The organism is Achromobacter sp. 2789STDY5608621 (assembly GCF_001299375.1).
Lineage (GTDB): Bacteria > Pseudomonadota > Gammaproteobacteria > Burkholderiales > Burkholderiaceae_B > Achromobacter > Achromobacter insuavis.
Map to the genome: position 1 here is coordinate 1 of NZ_CYTU01000062.1, position 16,383 is coordinate 16,383.

General features: G+C 69.8%; 14 protein-coding genes and 1 pseudogene. 13 read left to right on the forward strand and 2 right to left on the reverse strand.

The window, feature by feature from the left end:
* Window positions 1–30: 30 nt before the first annotated feature.
* Window positions 31–303, reverse strand: a pseudogene (locus AOZ53_RS30105) (Tim44 domain-containing protein); the annotation flags it as partial.
* Between the two features lie 179 nt (window positions 304–482).
* The gene (ubiE, locus tag AOZ53_RS30110; RefSeq protein WP_054433152.1) at window positions 483–1,259 is read right to left on the reverse strand and encodes a bifunctional demethylmenaquinone methyltransferase/2-methoxy-6-polyprenyl-1,4-benzoquinol methylase UbiE; all 777 of its coding nucleotides are present in this window, start codon (window positions 1,257–1,259) and stop codon (window positions 483–485) included.
* Window positions 1,260–1,420: 161 nt separating this feature from the next.
* On the opposite strand from ubiE, the gene phoB reads away from it, so the two are divergent.
* The 13 genes from phoB (at window position 1,421) to AOZ53_RS30175 (ending at window position 16,375) form a co-directional block, all read left to right on the forward strand.
* A complete protein-coding gene (phoB, locus tag AOZ53_RS30115; protein ID WP_006386862.1) occupies window positions 1,421–2,119 on the forward strand; it encodes a phosphate regulon transcriptional regulator PhoB in 699 nt (232 codons plus the stop codon).
* A 12-nt stretch (window positions 2,120–2,131) separates the two neighbouring features.
* A complete protein-coding gene (gene phoR / locus AOZ53_RS30120; RefSeq protein WP_054433151.1) occupies window positions 2,132–3,439 on the forward strand; it encodes a phosphate regulon sensor histidine kinase PhoR in 1,308 nt (435 codons plus the stop codon).
* A gap of 64 nt (window positions 3,440–3,503) precedes the next feature.
* Window positions 3,504–4,190 (forward strand): heavy metal response regulator transcription factor, encoded by a 687-nt coding sequence (locus tag AOZ53_RS30125; protein ID WP_054433150.1) that lies wholly within the window; start codon window positions 3,504–3,506, stop codon window positions 4,188–4,190.
* Entirely contained in the window at window positions 4,187–5,587 is a 1,401-nt protein-coding gene (locus AOZ53_RS30130) for a heavy metal sensor histidine kinase (protein WP_054490673.1), read from the forward strand. Before AOZ53_RS30125 ends, AOZ53_RS30130 begins: the two co-directional genes overlap by 4 nt.
* Before the next feature lie 73 nt (window positions 5,588–5,660).
* On the forward strand, window positions 5,661–6,164 hold the full coding sequence (locus AOZ53_RS30135; RefSeq protein ID WP_082385848.1) for a cupredoxin domain-containing protein: 504 nt from the start codon (window positions 5,661–5,663) through the stop codon (window positions 6,162–6,164).
* A gap of 18 nt (window positions 6,165–6,182) precedes the next feature.
* Entirely contained in the window at window positions 6,183–7,994 is a 1,812-nt protein-coding gene (locus AOZ53_RS30140) for a copper resistance system multicopper oxidase (protein WP_054433147.1), read from the forward strand.
* Window positions 7,995–8,189: 195 nt separating this feature from the next.
* Window positions 8,190–9,026, forward strand: coding sequence for a copper resistance protein B (locus AOZ53_RS30145; RefSeq protein ID WP_369816857.1), 837 nt, complete (start codon window positions 8,190–8,192; stop codon window positions 9,024–9,026).
* Between the two features lie 19 nt (window positions 9,027–9,045).
* Window positions 9,046–9,516, forward strand: coding sequence for a DUF411 domain-containing protein (locus tag AOZ53_RS30150; protein WP_054433146.1), 471 nt, complete (start codon window positions 9,046–9,048; stop codon window positions 9,514–9,516).
* A gap of 136 nt (window positions 9,517–9,652) precedes the next feature.
* Window positions 9,653–10,852: a phosphoglycerate dehydrogenase gene (gene serA, locus AOZ53_RS30155; protein ID WP_054433145.1), complete on the forward strand. Its 1,200-nt coding sequence runs from the start codon at window positions 9,653–9,655 to the stop codon at window positions 10,850–10,852.
* A gap of 180 nt (window positions 10,853–11,032) precedes the next feature.
* Window positions 11,033–11,557, forward strand: coding sequence for a sigma-70 family RNA polymerase sigma factor (locus AOZ53_RS30160; protein WP_054490675.1), 525 nt, complete (start codon window positions 11,033–11,035; stop codon window positions 11,555–11,557).
* Between the two features lie 2 nt (window positions 11,558–11,559).
* Window positions 11,560–12,564 (forward strand): FecR domain-containing protein, encoded by a 1,005-nt coding sequence (locus AOZ53_RS30165; RefSeq protein ID WP_054490677.1) that lies wholly within the window; start codon window positions 11,560–11,562, stop codon window positions 12,562–12,564.
* A 188-nt stretch (window positions 12,565–12,752) separates the two neighbouring features.
* Window positions 12,753–15,200, forward strand: coding sequence for a TonB-dependent receptor (locus AOZ53_RS30170; protein WP_231690709.1), 2,448 nt, complete (start codon window positions 12,753–12,755; stop codon window positions 15,198–15,200).
* A complete protein-coding gene (locus AOZ53_RS30175; RefSeq protein WP_082385843.1) occupies window positions 15,200–16,375 on the forward strand; it encodes a PepSY-associated TM helix domain-containing protein in 1,176 nt (391 codons plus the stop codon). The genes AOZ53_RS30170 and AOZ53_RS30175 overlap by 1 nt, the downstream gene beginning before the upstream one ends.
* Window positions 16,376–16,383 lie beyond the last annotated feature (8 nt).

Genomic DNA, 16,383 nt, shown 5'->3' on the forward strand with positions numbered 1-16,383 from the left:
GGCGGCGATGCCGGCGATCGGGCCGAGTCAGCGCGACGCGCCGCTCTTGGCGGCCGCGCCCGCGGCGCCGGCCGTGGCGGCGCCGGCGGCGGCCGGCGCGGCGGTAGCGCCCGCGGTGTTGTTGGCGGCGGCCGGCGGCGTGGTGGCCTGGCGCTGCTGGGTCACATTGGAGGATTGGCGGCCGACGCTGCTGCCGCCGCCTGCGCGGCGGGCTTCGGCGTCAAACGACGCCGTCACCAACGCTGCGCCGGAAATGGCGATGAGCGCCGCGGCGACAAACCGCGAGAAACAGAATTTGGTCATGGATTTGCTCCCTCGTACCCGCGCTTCCCGCTGCCCCGAGCAGCGGAAAGCCGCACGGATCGTGCGGCCGTTCAGCGCGACTTTCTTACAATAATCTGAATGACGTAAGAATAACGGACAAGCCGTCGCCCCACAAGTTCCCCCGGGGCGAAGAAAAGCCGTATCGGACCCCGGGACGTTCAGCCCAGGCGCACACCCTCATGCAGGGCGGCGATGCCGGCCGTCAGGTTGAAGTACTGCACCCGCTCCAGGCCGGCGGTGCGCAGCATGTCCGCCAGGGTTTCCTGGTCGGGGTGCATGCGGATGGATTCCGCCAGGTAGCGGTAGCTGGCTTCGTCCTTGGCCACGGTCTTGCCCAGCCAGGGCAGCACGTTGAAGGAATACCAGTCGTAGGCCGGCGCCAGCGGTTTGGCGATGCGGGAGAATTCCAGCACCAGCAGCTTGCCGCCCGGCTTGAGCACGCGGGTCATTTCGGCCAGCGCGCGGTCCTTGTGGGTCATGTTGCGCAGGCCGAAGGCCACGCTGACGCGGTCGAAATAGCCCGTCGGGAACGGCAGGCGCTCGGCGTCACAGACGGCCGTGGGCACCAGTTGGCCGGCGTCGGCCAGGCGGTCGCGGCCGACCCGCAGCATGGAATCATTGATGTCGGTCAGCCAGACCTCGCCGGTGGGGCCGGCGCGCTTGGCGAAGGCGCGGGCCAGGTCGCCGGTGCCGCCGGCGATGTCCAGCACCTTCATGCCGGGGCGGATGGCCGCGCGGCCGATGGTGAAGGCCTTCCAGACGCGGTGCAGGCCGGCCGACATGAAATCATTCATGATGTCGTAGCGCTGGGCCACGGAATGGAAGACTTCGGCGACTTTGCGGGCCTTGTCGTGTTCCGGCACCGATTGGAAGCCGAAATGCGTCGATTGGGAGGCGGAATCCGCGGAATGTTGCGATTCGGAGGGGTTTTGCATGGTGAATTCCCGATATATCGTCCAATGGTAGCCTATCGGAGACTGCCGGATGCCGCCGGCGGGGCCGGGAACGCACGCTTTGGTCACATACCTGAAATATTGCGGCCATACTATCGCAATGTTCGCGCCGCGCCGGCGCTCCGAAGCGTGCCCTATTCGCCATGTCCAGCACCATCCTCGTCGTCGAAGACGAACCCGCAATCCAGGAACTGATCGCCGTCAACCTGTCCTTCGCCGGCCACAAAGTGCTGCGCGCCTTCGACGCCGACCAGGCCCAGACGCTGATCCGCGCCGAACTGCCCGACCTGATCCTGCTGGACTGGATGCTGCCCGGCACCTCCGGCCTGGCCATGGCGCGCAAGCTGCGCAACGACGAGCGCACCCGCGCCGTCCCGGTCATCATGCTGACCGCCAAGGGTTCCGAGCAGGACAAGGTCGACGGCCTCGAAGCCGGCGCCGACGACTACATCACCAAGCCCTTCTCGCCCAAGGAGCTGATGGCCCGCATCAAGGCCGTGCTGCGCCGCCGCGCGCCGCAGCTGACCGACGACGTGATCGACGTCGGCGGCCTCAAGCTGGACCCCGTCACGCACCGCCTGTCGGGCAACAGCCAGTCGCTGCAGATCGGCCCCACCGAATTCCGCCTGCTGCACTTCTTCATGACCCACCCGGAACGCGTGTTCTCGCGCTCGCAACTGCTGGACCAGGTCTGGGGCGATCATGTCTTCGTCGAGGAACGCACGGTCGACGTGCACATCCGCCGCCTGCGCAAGGCGCTGGAACCCAGCGGCCACGACGCCCACGTGGAAACGGTGCGCGGCAGCGGCTACCGGTTTACGGCACAGGTCCCGGCGCGGTAAAACTCCCGCACGATGATCTGGCTGCGCACTCTTATCCTGGTCGCCCTGTGGGCGGCGGTCGCGCTGTTGGCGCAATGGCTCATGGGCGATCCGGCCGGCTGGGTGCTGTTCAGCGCCGCGCTGGTCACCATGCTGCTGTGGCGCAGCTGGCGCCTGCACCTGGTGTCCCACTGGGCCAGGCACCCCGACACCTCGCCGCCCGCCTCGGTGGGCCCCTGGGACGACATCCTCGCCCCCCTCTACCGCTACACCCGGGCCCGCGCCCGCGAGCTGACCGAGACCCGCGACACCATGCAGGGCATGCTGGCGGCCGCCCAGGCGCTGCCGGACGGCGCGGTCACCCTCAATGAAGACTTCCAGATCGACTGGTGCAACCGCATGGCGCGCCAGCACCTGGGCCTGCGCCTGCCGGCCGACCGCGGCCACAACCTGCTGAACCTGCTGCGGGCGCCGGAATTCGTCGAATACGCCCACCGCGCCTCCTGGCCCGACCCGATCCTGGTGCGCCTGGGCCAGAACGGCCAGGAACGGCTGATGATGATGCAGCTGACGGCCTACGCCAGCAACCAGCGCCTGCTCATCACCCGCGACGTCACCCAGATCGAGCGCCTGGAGACCACCCGCCGCGATTTCGTCGCCAACGTCTCGCACGAACTGCGCACGCCGCTGACGGTGCTGGCCGGCTTCCTGGAAACGCTGCGCGACATGCCCGCCGACGCCCTGCCGCCCGAGCAGCGCGCGCAGTACCTGGACATGATGCACGAGCAGGCCCAGCGCATGCAGGCCATCGTCGAGGACCTGCTGACGCTGTCGACGCTGGAATCGTCGCCAGGCAGCGACCCGCGCGCGGTCAACATGGGCGCGCTGCTGCAGAAGGCGCGCCAGCAGATCGAGGCCCTGTCGGGCGGACGCCACGTGCTCGAATGGCACATCGACGAATCGCTCGACGTGCTCGGCGCCGAGACCGAACTGACCTCGGCCCTGTCGAACCTGCTGACCAACGCCGTGCGCTACACCCCCGACGGCGGCACCATCACCGTGCGCTGGGAACGCGAACCCGACGGCGGCGGCCGCTACAGCGTGCAGGACACCGGCATCGGCATCCCGGCCCGCCACATCCCGCGCCTGACCGAACGCTTCTACCGCGTCGACCGCGGCCGCTCGCGCGCCGTCGGCGGCACCGGCCTGGGGCTGGCGATCACCAAGCACATCGCCATGCGCCACGATGCCGAGCTGTTCATCACCAGCGAACCCGGCAAGGGCAGCCTGTTCGCGCTGCGCTTCCCGCCGGACCGCATCGCCGTCGACCCGTCCGCCTGAACAGGCCTCACGCGATGCACGCCATCCGCGCCGCGATCGCGGCGCGGATGGTAAATTTCCGGCCATGCGCATCCTGGTCATCGAAGACGAACCCAAGCTGGCCGACTACCTCAAGAAAGGGTTGTCGGAACAGAGCCACGTCGTCGACCTGGCGCGCGACGGCGTCAACGGCCTGCACCTGGCGCTGGAAGGCGCCTACGACCTGATCGTGCTGGACGTGATGCTGCCCGGCGTGGACGGCTTCGGCATCCTGGCCGCCGTGCGCGCCAACAAGGACACCCCGATCCTGATGCTGACCGCGCGCGACGCCGTCGAGGACCGCGTGCGCGGCCTCGAAGGCGGCGCCGACGACTACCTGGTCAAGCCCTTCGCCTTCTCCGAACTGCTGGCGCGCGTGCAGGCCCTGCTGCGGCGCGGCCGCTCGCAGGAACCCACCGTGTTCCGCCTGGCCGACCTGGAGCTGGACCTGGCGCGCCGCAAGGTCGCTCGCGGCGGCCGCCGCCTGGACCTGACCGCCAAGGAATTCAACCTGCTGGCCCTGCTGCTGCGGCGCCAGGGCCAGGTGCTGTCGCGCACCACCCTGGCCGAACAGGTCTGGGACATGAACTTCGACAGCGACACCAACGTCATCGACGTGGCCGTGCGGCGCCTGCGCAGCAAGCTGGACGACCCGTTCGAGGCCAAGCTGCTGCACACCGTGCGCGGCATGGGCTACGTGCTCGAATCGCGGCCGGAGCCCGCGCGCGAATGAAACCGCCGCGCGTGCGCTCGATGCAGGCGCGCCTGACCCTGCTGCTGGGCGTCATCGCCCTGCTGGTCTCCAGCGTCGCGGGCGCCACCCTGTTCTGGGCCCTCAAGCGCGAAGTCGAACGCCAGGAGATCACCGAGGTCAGCGGCAAGCTGGAACTCATCAACCACCTGATCGACATGCAGAACAACGCGCGCGGCCTGCACGACCTGGCCGCCACGTTCGACGACATGCGCACCGGCCAGAGCCAGCTGGGCATCTGGATCGTCGACGCGCAAGGGCACCCCGTCTACGGCGGCGACGCGCCCGAAACCCTGCAGACGCTGCCGGACCGGCAGGTGCTGCTGCAGCTGGCCGACGGCAGCCGCATGCGCGGCCTGCGCGTCGCGGTCGACGACCGCATCCTGCCGGGCGCGCACCTGACGGTGGCGGTCAGCACCCGCACCAGCTCGCAGTTCCTGTACGCCTACGGCACCGCGCTGGCGCTGATCTGCGCGCTGTGGGTCGGCGCCACGGTGGTGCTGGCGGCCTGGGCGGTGCGCCGCAGCATGGCGCCCACCCGCCGGCTGTCGGAACAGGCCGCCCGCATCCAGCCCGACAATCTGGCCGTGCGCCTGCCGCTGCGCGACACCGACCGCGAGCTGCACGAGCTGGTGCTGTCGTTCAACCGCACGCTGGAACGGCTGCAGGCCGCCTACCAGCAGATGGAAGGCTTCAACGCCGACGTCGCGCACGAGCTGCGCACGCCGCTGGCCACGCTGATCAACGGCACCCAGGTGACCCTGTCCAGCGGCCGCGACGCGGCCGAGCTGCGCGACGCGCTCGAATCCAACCTGGAAACGCTGGAAGACCTGAAGACGCTGGTCAACGACATGCTGTTCCTGGCCCGCGCCGACCGCGGCGAACGCGCCGCCGACCTGGCTCCGGTCTCGCTGGCCGCCGAGGCCCGGCGCGTCGCCGACTTCTACGAGGCGGCGCTGGAAGACAGCGGCGTCACGCTGCGCTGCGACGGCGACGCCCTCATCGCCGCCAATCCCGGGCTGGTGCGGCGGGCGCTCGCGAACCTGATCTCCAACGCCATCAAGGCCACGCCGCGCGGCGGCGAGATCGTGCTGGCCTGCCAGCCGCTGCCGGCTGGCGCGCGGGTCGAGGTGCGCAACCCCGGCGCGCCGATCCCGGCCGCCGACCTGCCGCGCATCTTCGACCGCTTCTTCCGCTCTGGCCAGGCGCGCGCGCCGCGCAGCGAGGGCCACGGCCTGGGCCTGGCGATCGTGCGCGCCATCGCCCGCATGCACGGCGGCGACGTGGACGCCACCTCCGGCGCCGCCGGCACGGTGGTCGGCATCACCCTGCGCGGCGCCCTGCCCGGGACGCCGTCCGCCAACATTACAAAGAAGTAATCCAGCCGACAGAACCGGGTCACCCCGGTTTTTCTACAGTGCCCGCATGGTCAACTCCCACGAAGGGATCAGCATGCAAGGCACTTTGCTCCGTATCACCCGAACCACGGCACAGGCGCTCCTGGCCGCCCTGCTCGGCGCCGGCTCCGCGTTCGCGGCCGGCACCCACGGCGAACACGCCGGCCACGCCATGCCGGCGGCCTCCGCCCCCATCGGCACGCCCGGCGACGCCGCCCGCGTCACCCGCGCCATCGACATCGACATGACCGACGCCATGCGCTTCACGCCCGCCCAGGTGCAGGTCAAGGCCGGCGAAACGGTGCGCTTCAACGTGCGCAACTCGGGCCGCATCCGCCACGAGATGGTGCTGGGCACCGACGCCGACCTGCAGGCCCACTACGCCATGATGATGAAAGACCCCGGCATGCGCCACGAAGAGGCCAACGCCGTCTCGCTGGACGGCGGCAAGAGCGGCCAGATCGTCTGGAAGTTCGACCGCGCCGGCACCGTGTCCTTCGGCTGCCTGGAACCCGGCCACTACGCCGCCGGCATGAAGGGCGCGGTGTCGGTGCAGTAGCGCCGCCGCGGATCCGTCATGACAGCCTTCCCCATTCCCGCCCGCCGCCGCTTCGTGCAGGGGCTGGCCGCCGGCGGCGCGCTCGCGGCGCTGGGCGGCTGGCGCGCCGCCGTCGGCCAACCCGCGGCCCCCGCCCTGCCCGCCGAACTGCGCGGCACCGAATTCCACCTGGAGATCGGCGAGACCCCGGTGAACTTCACCGGCGCCGCCCGCATCGCCACCACCGTCAACGGCCAGGTCCCGGCGCCGCTGCTGCGCTGGCGCGAGGGCGACACGGTGACGCTGCACGTCACCAACCGCCTGCGCGAACAGACCTCGATCCACTGGCACGGCATCCTGCTGCCCACCGACATGGACGGGGTGCCGGGCCTGAGCTTTGCGGGCATCGATCCGGGCCAGACCTTCACTTACCGCTTCGACGTGCGCCAGAGCGGCACCTACTGGTATCACAGCCATTCGGGTTTCCAGGAGCAGACGGGCCTGTACGGCGCCATCGTCATCGACCCGAAGCGGCGCGACCCCATCGCCGCGGACCGCGACTACACCGTGCTGCTGTCGGACTGGACGGACGAAGACCCGATGCGGCTCTTCGACAAGCTCAAGGCCATGCCCGACTACTACAACCGCAACCAGCCCAGCGTCGAGAGCCTGATCCGCGATGCCGGCGAGAAGGGCTGGCGCGCGGCGCTGTCCGAGCGCCTGATGTGGGAACAGATGCGCATGAACCCGTCCGACCTGGCGGACGTGTCGGGCGCCACCTACACCTTCCTGACCAACGGCGCGACGCCGGCCGGCAACTGGACCGGCCTGTTCAAGCCGGGCGAGCGCGTGCGCCTGCGCTTCATCAACGGCTCGGCCATGACGTACTTCGACGTGCGCATCCCGGGCCTGAAGATGACGGTGGTGGCGGCCGACGGCCAGGACGTGCGGCCGGTCGATGTGGAGGAATTCCGCATCGCCGTGGCCGAGACCTACGACGTGATCGTCGAGCCCGCCGAAGACCGCGCCTACACCATCTTCTCGCAGGCGATGGACCGTTCCGGCTATGCCCGCGCCACCCTGGCGCCACGCCCCGGCATGCAGGCCGAAGTGCCGGCCGTCGATCGCGCGCAACTGCTCGGCATGATGGATATGGGCATGAAGCACGACATGGGCGGAGGCGGTCACGACATGGCGGGCATGAGCGGCATGGATCACGGCGCCGCCCCGGCGGCGGCCGGCGCGATGGCCGGCATGAACCACGGCGCAATGCCCGGCATGGACCACGGCGGCGCCCACGGCAGCGGCGCCGGCCAGGGCGGCATCGTCGAGGTCAGGCACCCCTATCCCGAGGAACGCGGCCCCGGCAACTCGATGCTGCCCGACGTGGTGTCCACCCGCCTGGACGATCCCGGCATCGGCCTGCGCGACAACGGCCGCCGCGTGCTGACCTACGCCGACCTGCGCTCGATCCGCGAACCCGACGACAACCGCGCGCCGACCCGCGAGATCGAACTGCACCTGACCGGCAACATGGAACGCTACATGTGGTCGTTCAACGGCGTGAAGTTCTCCGACGCCAGGCCCATCGTGCTGCGCCATGGCGAGCGGGTGCGCTTCGTGCTGGTCAACGACACCATGATGACCCACCCCATCCACCTGCACGGCCTGTGGAGCGACCTGGAATCGCCCGACGGCGCCTTCCTGGTGCGCAAGCACACCCTGTCGCTCAACCCCGCGCAGCGCCTGAGCTACCGCGTCAGCGCCGATGCCCGCGGCAACTGGGCCTACCACTGCCACCTGCTGTACCACATGGAGGCCGGCATGTTCAGGGCGGTCGTGGTGGAGTAGGCGATGAGAAAACGGAACATGCGCATTTTCTTTCCCTTGTCGCGCCGCGCCGCGCTGGCCGCCGCCCTGCTGGCGGGCGCGGCCGGCCAGCCGACCCACGGCCAGGCCATGAGCGACCACGCCGGCATGGACCACGGTTCGATGCCAGGCATGGATCATGGCGCCGCCAAGCCGCAGCCGGCAACGCCGCCGGCCATGGATCACTCGTCCATGCCCGGCATGGACCACGGCGCCGCCAAGCCCCAGCCGGCAATGCCGCCCGCCATGGATCATTCGTCCATGCCCGGCATGGACCATGGCGCGCCCGCCGCCGCCCCGCCCGTCGGCAGCCTGCCGTCCAGCGACGGCGCCGGCCAGCGCGGCTACGACAGTTACGGGATCCACCCGCACATGATGGACAACGCGGCCTCGTCGCGGCTGCTGTTCGACAAGTTCGGCTGGTCGCGCAACCGCGACGGCCAGAACGCGCTGGAGTGGGACGGCCGCTTCTGGTGGGGCACCGCCACCGACCGGCTGATGCTCAAGAGCGAAGGCGAACGCGAAAGCGGCGGCGGCTCGGACGGCAAGGTGGAGGCCTTCTGGAGCCATGCCATCTCGCCCTTCTGGGACCTGCAGCTGGGCGCGCGCCGCGACGTCGGCGCCGGCCCCAAGCGCAACTGGGCGGCGCTCGGCATCGAGGGCGTGCTGCCCTACAACATCGAGTTCGAGACCACCGCCTACGCCGGCCCGTCCGGCCGCACCGCGCTGGCCATGAAGGCCGAGTACGACCTGCTGCTTACCCAGCGTCTGATATTCACCCCCGAACTCGAGGCCAGCGCCTATGGCCGCAACGACCCCGAACGCGGCATCGGCTCGGGCCTGTCCAAGGGCTCGCTGTCGCTGCGCCTGCGCTACGAGGTCACGCGCGAATTCGCGCCCTACATCGGGGTATCCTTCGAACGTAAGTTCGGCCGCACCGCGGACTATGCGTCCGCCGCCGGCCAAGGCCGCTCGCAGGCCGCCGTGCTGGCGGGCGTGCGCTTCTGGTTCTGATCCTTTCTCGCGGAGACCCATGAAAAAAACCCTCACCCCCGCCCGCCTGCTCCTGGCGGCCGCGCTATCCCTGCCCCTGTATGCGCCGCTCCTCGCGCAAGCCCAGTCCGCGCCCAAGGTCCAGGTCTGGAAGACGCCCACCTGCGGCTGTTGCGAAGACTGGGTCAAGCACATGCGCGACAACGGCTTCGAGGTCACCACCCATGACGTGCAGGACACCGGCCCGGTGCGCCGCAACGCCGGCATGGCCGACTATGGCTCCTGCCACACGGCCGTGGTGGACGGCTACGCCATCGAGGGCCACGTGCCCGCCAGCGACGTGCGCCGCCTGCTGCTGGAAAAGCCCGACGCCGCCGGCCTGGCCGCCCCCGGCATGCCGCTGGGCTCGCCCGGCATGGACGGCCCCGAATACGGCGGCCGCAAGACCCCGCATGATGTCCTGCTGGTGGACAAGCGCGGCGGCGCCAAGGTGTTCCAGGCGTATCGTTGAAACACAGGGCCGGGGTCCTCCCCGGCCACCCGCCTGAAACAATTCATCCCCACCATGGCTATGGGTACCTCTTGCACCGCAGCAAAAATGCGCCACAATAAATAAAACGCATTTCCCACCCCGACCCCTGGCAGTCATGGCACACATCGTCCTGTTCGAGAACATCCACCCGAGCGCCCGCGCCGTCTTCGAAGCCGCCGGCTACACCGACATCGTCACGCACGCCGCGGCCCTGCCGCCGTCGCAGCTGCAGGACGCCCTGCGCGGCGCCCATGTCGCGGGCATCCGTTCTCGTACCCACCTGGATGCCGCCCTGCTGTCCGGCAGCCCCGACCTGCGCGTCGTCGGCTGCTTCTGCATCGGCACCAACCAGGTCGACCTCGACACCGCCATGCAACGCGGCATCCCGGTGTTCAACGCGCCGTTCTCCAACACCCGCTCGGTCGCCGAGCTGGTGCTGGGCGAAGCCATCCTGCTGTTGCGCCGCATCCCCGAGAAGAACGCCCGCGTCCATCTCGGCCACTGGGACAAGAGCGCCGCCGGCGCCTTCGAGACCCGCGGCAAGACGCTCGGCATCGTCGGCTACGGCAACATCGGCTCGCAGATCAGCACCCTGGCCGAAGGCCTCGGCATGCGCGTCATCTACCATGACGTCGAAGCCAAGCTGCCGCTGGGCAACGCCCGCCCGGCCGGCTCGCTCAACGACCTGCTGGAACAGGCCGACGTCGTCACCCTGCACGTGCCCGGGGGCAAGTCCACCGAGAACATCATGAATGCGGAGACGATCGGGCGCATGCGCCGCGGCGCCATCCTCATCAATGCCTCGCGCGGCACCGTGGTCGACATCGACGCCCTGCATGCCGCGCTCAAGTCCGGCCACCTGGCGGGCGCCGCGCTCGACGTGTTCCCCACCGAACCCAAGGGCGCCGACGAGCCGCTGGCCAGCCCGCTGATCGGCCTGCCCAACGTCATCCTGACCCCGCACATCGGCGGCAGCACGCAGGAATCGCAAGAGAACATCGGCCGCGAAGTGGCCGAGAAGCTGGTGCGCTTCCTGCAGGCCGGCACCACCAAGGGCGCGGTCAACTTCCCCGAGCTGCCCTACCTGGAGCCGGCCGGCGCCACCCGCATCCTGCACGTGCACCGCAACGCCCCGGGCGCGCTCGGCACGCTGGACAACCTGATGGCGCAGCACGGCCTGAACATCGTCAGCCAGACGCTGCAGACCAAGGGCCAGATCGGCTACGTGATCACCGACGTCGAAGGCCAGGTCGACGACCTGGTCATGACGACGCTGCGCGATCACCCGATCACGGTGCGCTGCGACCGGCTGTAAACCGGTTCAAGCCAGGAAAAAAGGCCCGCCTTGCGCGGGCCTTTTTTCCTGGGTCGTGGCGGCTGCGTCAGGCAAGCCAGGGTCTGCCGGCATTGCGCGACCTATCGGACTTCAGTTATAAACGATAACCATTCCTATCCATATTGAAATAGGCGTCCCTCCCGCGCCTGGGTCCGTCCGATGTCCGCCGCCGATCTCCCCGTGCAGCAAGACCTGCACGCTCTTTACAGCGATCATCACGGCTGGCTGCTGGGATGGCTGCGGCGCCGCCTCGGCAATGCGGCGGATGCCGCCGACCTGGCGCACGACGCCTTCCTGCGCCTGATCGTCCGGCCCGCGCCCGATGGCTTCGCCAGCGCCGGCGCCGCTCGCGCCTACCTGCGCACCATGGCGCAGGGCCTGTGCACCGATCTCTGGCGCCGCCGACAGGTGGAACAGGCCTGGCTGGACAGCCTGGCCGCGCAGCCCCAAGCCTATGCGCCGTCGCCGGAGCACCAGGCGCTGGTCATCGAGACCCTGCTGGAGGTCGGCGAGTGGCTCGGCCGCCTGCCGGACAAAGCCCGCATGGCCTTTATCCAGGCACAGATACACGGGCTGTCCACCCGCGAGATCGCCGACCAGATGAACGTGTCGCCGCGGATGGTGCAGAAGTACCTGGCCCAGGCCATGCTGCATCTGGCGCTGATCGACGCCGGGTTGAACTAGCCATGGCGGCAGCGATCCAGCCCGCCTCGCCCCTTCCGGTCCGGGCGGATTATGAAAGCCTGAAGGTCGCGGCCGAATGGTACGCGCGCCTGCAGAATGCCGATGCCAGCGCGCAACAACGCCTCGCCTGGCAGCATTGGCTCGACGCCCGGCCCGAACACCGCAGCGCCTGGGCGCACGTCGAGGCCGTGAGCCGCCGCTTCGCCGTGCTTCGCCTGGACGGCGAGCGCGACGCCGCCGAGCAAGCCGTGCAGATCGCCTCGCGGCGGCCTTCCGCCCGCCGCCGGGCGGCAGGCCGCATCCTCGCCCTGGGCGGCGTCGGCGTGCTGGGCTGGCTGGGTTGGCGCTTCACGCCGCTGCCCTCGGTCGTGACCGCCTGGCGCTCCGACTACGCCACCGGTATCGGCGAGCAACGCCAACTGGTCCTGGCCGATGACACCCGCGTCTGGCTCAACACCCGCAGCGCCATCAACGTACGCCTGGACCCGACGCAGCGCCTGGTGGCGCTGGCCGGCGGCGAGATCCTGATCGACACCGCCAAGGACTCGCGGCAGCGCCCGTTCTTCGTCGACACCCGCTTCGGCCGGCTGCAGGCCCTCGGCACCCGCTTCACGGTCAGGCAGGCCGACGACGACATCCTGCTGGCGGTCTACGAGGGCCAGGTACGGATCCACACCCTCTCCGGGCAGGAAGCGCTGGTACACAGCGGCGAACAGACGCGCTACCGCGCCGACGCGATCGCCGAGGCCGTGCCGGCCGATCCGGCCCGCGAGGCCTGGTCCCGCGGCGTGATCCTGGCCGAAAACCTGTCGCTGGGCGATCTCGTGGCGGAACTGGGGCGCTATCACGTCGGCTACACGGGCGTGGATCCCCGCATCGCCGGCCTGCGCGTGGTGGGCCGCTATCCGGCCAACGACCTGCCGCGCACGCTGGCGATGCTGGAGCGCGAATTGCCGGTCCGCATCCAGCGCACCTTGCCATGGTGGGTGACGCTCGAACCGAAATAAGGTCCTCGAAAAAAAATTCGCGCCGGGGTTCGCTTTTCCGCTGCTCGTCCGATTAACAGGGAAAGAGGACCACGCAAACCCGTGCCGCGTCCCGGCCGCCCGGCCCGCCCCGGACAGCCAGACGACGCCCCGCGCGCGCAAGCCGCGGCCCTCTCCTTGCCCATCCCTGCTCCAAGGAAGACCGCTCCATGCGCCGCCCGCAACACCCCGCCCGCCCCGGGCCGTCCATTCCCTCATCGCCCCGGCCCGTTGCCCTGCAGCGCGTGTTGCGCAAGACCGTGCTCGGCGCGCTCCTGATGACCGCGCTGGCCCCGGCGGCCCATGCCCAGGACGCGGCCCGCGCCGTCAGCGCCACCCATGCCTATGACGTGCCCGCGGGCCCGCTGGCGGGCGCCCTTAGCCGCTTTGCCGAACAAGCCAACATCCTGCTCAGCGTGCCGGCCGACATGACCGCCGGCAAGACCAGCCCCGGCGTGCGCGGCGCCCACAGCGTCGACAGCGCGTTCCGCGTCCTGCTCGCCAACACCGGCCTGGAAGCCGTGCGCCGGGCCGAGGGCGGCTACGCGCTGCGGCCCGCCCCGGCGACATCCGCCACCACCCTGCCCGCCGTGGTGGTGAGCGGCGCCAGCGCCTCGGTGCTGCCTGAAGCGTACGCGGGCGGCGAGGTGGCGCGCGGCGCGCGCGTCGGCCTGCTGGGCAACCGCGACTTCCTGGACACCCCGTTCAGCGCGACGTCGTACACGGCCAAGCTGATCGAAGACCAGCAGGCGCAGAACATCGGCGACGTGCTGGTCAACGATCCCTCGGTCCGCAACACCTATTCGCGCGGCGCGGGCCGCGACGAATTCAATGTCCGCGGCTTCACGCTGTTCAACTACGACGTCGCCTACAACGGCCTGTACGGCATCTCGCCGCGCAACGCCACGTCATTGATCGGCATCGAACGCGTCGAGGTGCTGCGTGGCCCCAATGCGCTGCTCAATGGCATGGCCCCGTTCGGCTCGATCGGCGGATCCATCAACCTGGTGCCCAAGCGCGCGGGCGATGAACCGCTCAACCGCATGACGCTGTCGTACATCGAGAACAACCAGTTCGGCGCGCAGGCGGATATCGCCCGCCGCTTCGGCGAGGACGATCGCACCGGCGTGCGGCTGAACGTGCTGCGCAGCGGCGGCGACATGAACATCTCCGGCGCCGGCGAAGACCTGGGCGCCGTCTCGCTCGGCCTGGACTATCGCGGCAACCGCTTTCGCATCGACGGCGACATCAACTACCAGAACCGCGTGACCGATGCCCGCAGCGGCCTGCTGTTCCCGCCTGGCGGCGGTCAGGAAATCGGCCACGCGCCGGATCCGAAGCGCAACTTCTTCCCCGACTGGACCTATTGGAAGGCCAAGGAATGGAGCGGCGACGTGCGCGCCGAGTACGACCTTTCCGATGACTGGACCATCTATGGCGCGCTGGGCGCCCGCAAGCACGACTTCGAGAGCCTGCAGACCACCTGGCTGATGCTCGACTCGGCCGGCCGCATCGGATCCGTGCCCGCCCGCCTCAACGAACGGCTGCTCAGCAAGACCGGCGAGGTCGGCATCCGCGGCCGCTTCGATACCGGCCCGGTCAGGCACGAACCGACGCTGTCCGCCAGCTTCCTCGACATCGACTATTCATCGGCGCGGGTGCGCTCGTCCACGGTGTTCTCGGACCTGTACGATCCCGTCGACCTGGCCAAGCCGAACATCGCCAGGCCCACCGACCTGGGCAAGACGAGCGAAACGCGGCTGTACAGCGTGGCGCTGGCCGATACGCTGTCCGTGATGGACGGCGCGGTGCAGTTGACCGCCGGCCTGCGCCAGCAGCGCGTCCAGTCGGTCAACTACAACCCGGCCACCGGCGACCGCACCTCGGACTACGGCAAGTCGGCCGTCACGCCGGCCATCGCGCTCGTGGTCAAACCGACCCAGCGCCTGTCGCTGTACGGCAACTACATCGAAGGCCTGAGCCAGGGCGGCACGGCGCCAGCGGAAGCCGTGAACGCCGGCGAGACCTTCAAGCCCGACGTCTCCAAGCAGTACGAGATCGGCGCCAAGTACGACTTCGGCACGGTCGCGGCGACCTTGAGCGCGTTCCAGATCGAGCAACCCAGCGCCTACGTCGACCCCGATACCCTGCGCTACCAGGCCGACGGCCGGCAGCGCAACCGCGGCGTCGAATTCCTGCTGCAGGGAGAACTGATGCCGCGCGTGCGCCTGCTGGGCGGCGTGGCGTACACCAATGGCGTGCTGACCAAGACCGAAGGCGGCCTGAACGACGGCCGCACCGCGCCGGCGGTGCCGCGCTGGCAGTTCAACGCGGCGGCGGAATGGGACACGCCGTTCGTGCAGGGCCTGACCCTGACCGCACGCATGCTGCGCACCAGCACCCAGTACGTGGACGCGGCCAACACCCAGCAACTGCCCGGCTGGACCCGTTTCGACGTGGGCGCACGCTACGCCATGAACATCAACCGCACGCCGGTGACGTTGCGGGCGACGGTGGAAAACGTGTTCAACAAGCACTACTGGCAATCGGCCGCGCGCGAAGGACTGACGGTTGCCGCGCCGCGCACCCTGCTGCTGTCCGTGACCGCGGAATTCTAGTGCGGCCGCAAGCCCGCGCCACGCCCGGCGCGCAACCGCCGGCGTCCCCATCGCGGCGCGCGCCGGCGGGGCGCGGCAAGGCCTGGTATCGGATCCACAAATGGTCCAGCCTGGCCTGCACGCTGTTCCTGCTGGTGGTCTGCCTCTCGGGCCTGCCATTGATCTTCGATGAAGAGATCGTGACCTGGCTCGACCCCTCGCCGCCCTGGCCCACGCTCGCGCCGGGCACGCCGGCGCCATCGCTCGACGCCATCATCGATGCGGCGCGGGCGCGCCATCGCGCGCACCGGGTCGTCGACGTGGAAGTGTTGCGCGATCCGCCCCGCGTCACGCTCGGGCTCGCCCCCGGGCCACAGGCCGCCGCCGGGACGCCGTCGCTGCGCCTGGAGTTCGATGCGCGCGACGGCACCCCGCGAGCCGCCATCACCGACTCGGACGAGGGGCTGGGCAGCCGCATCGTGACGCTCATGACGCGCCTGCACATCGATCTCTACGCCGGTTTGCCCGGCCAGTTGTTCCTGGGCGCCATGGCCCTGCTGTTCTCGCTGGCGGTGATATCGGGCGTGGCGCTGTATCACCCGTACATGAAAAAACTGCCCTTCGGCACCGTCCGCGCCCACCGCGCGCGCCGCCTGAAATGGCTGGACCTGCACAACCTGCTGGGCATCGTCACCGTGGTCTGGGCGCTGATGATGGGCCTGACCGGCGCCCTGCACGAACTGGCGGTTCCCTTCTTCCGCCATTGGCTGTCGACCGAGGTCCAGGCCGCGATTTCGCCCCGGATCGATACCCCCCCGGCCAGCGCCACGGCCTGGGCCTCGGTGCAGCAGGCCTATGCCGCCGCGCGGGCCGCCGTGCCGGGCAGGCAGGTCGAATCGCTGCGCTTTCCCGATGCCAGCCTGGGCCTGCCTCGCCACTATCTGCTGTGGGCCAAAGGCGACACCGCTCTCGGCGCGCACCTGTTCGACGCCGTCCTGGTCGATGCCCCCACGGGCAAGCTGACCGCGGTCCTGGACATGCCCTGGTATCTGCGCGCGCTGCAGTTCTCGCGGCCGCTGCACTATGGCGACACCGCCGGCCTGCCGCTCAAGCTGATCTGGGCCGCGCTCGACCTGGTCATGATCGTGATCCTGGCAAGCGGCCTCTATCTCTGGCGCCGGCGCGCCGGGCAATAGCGACACCC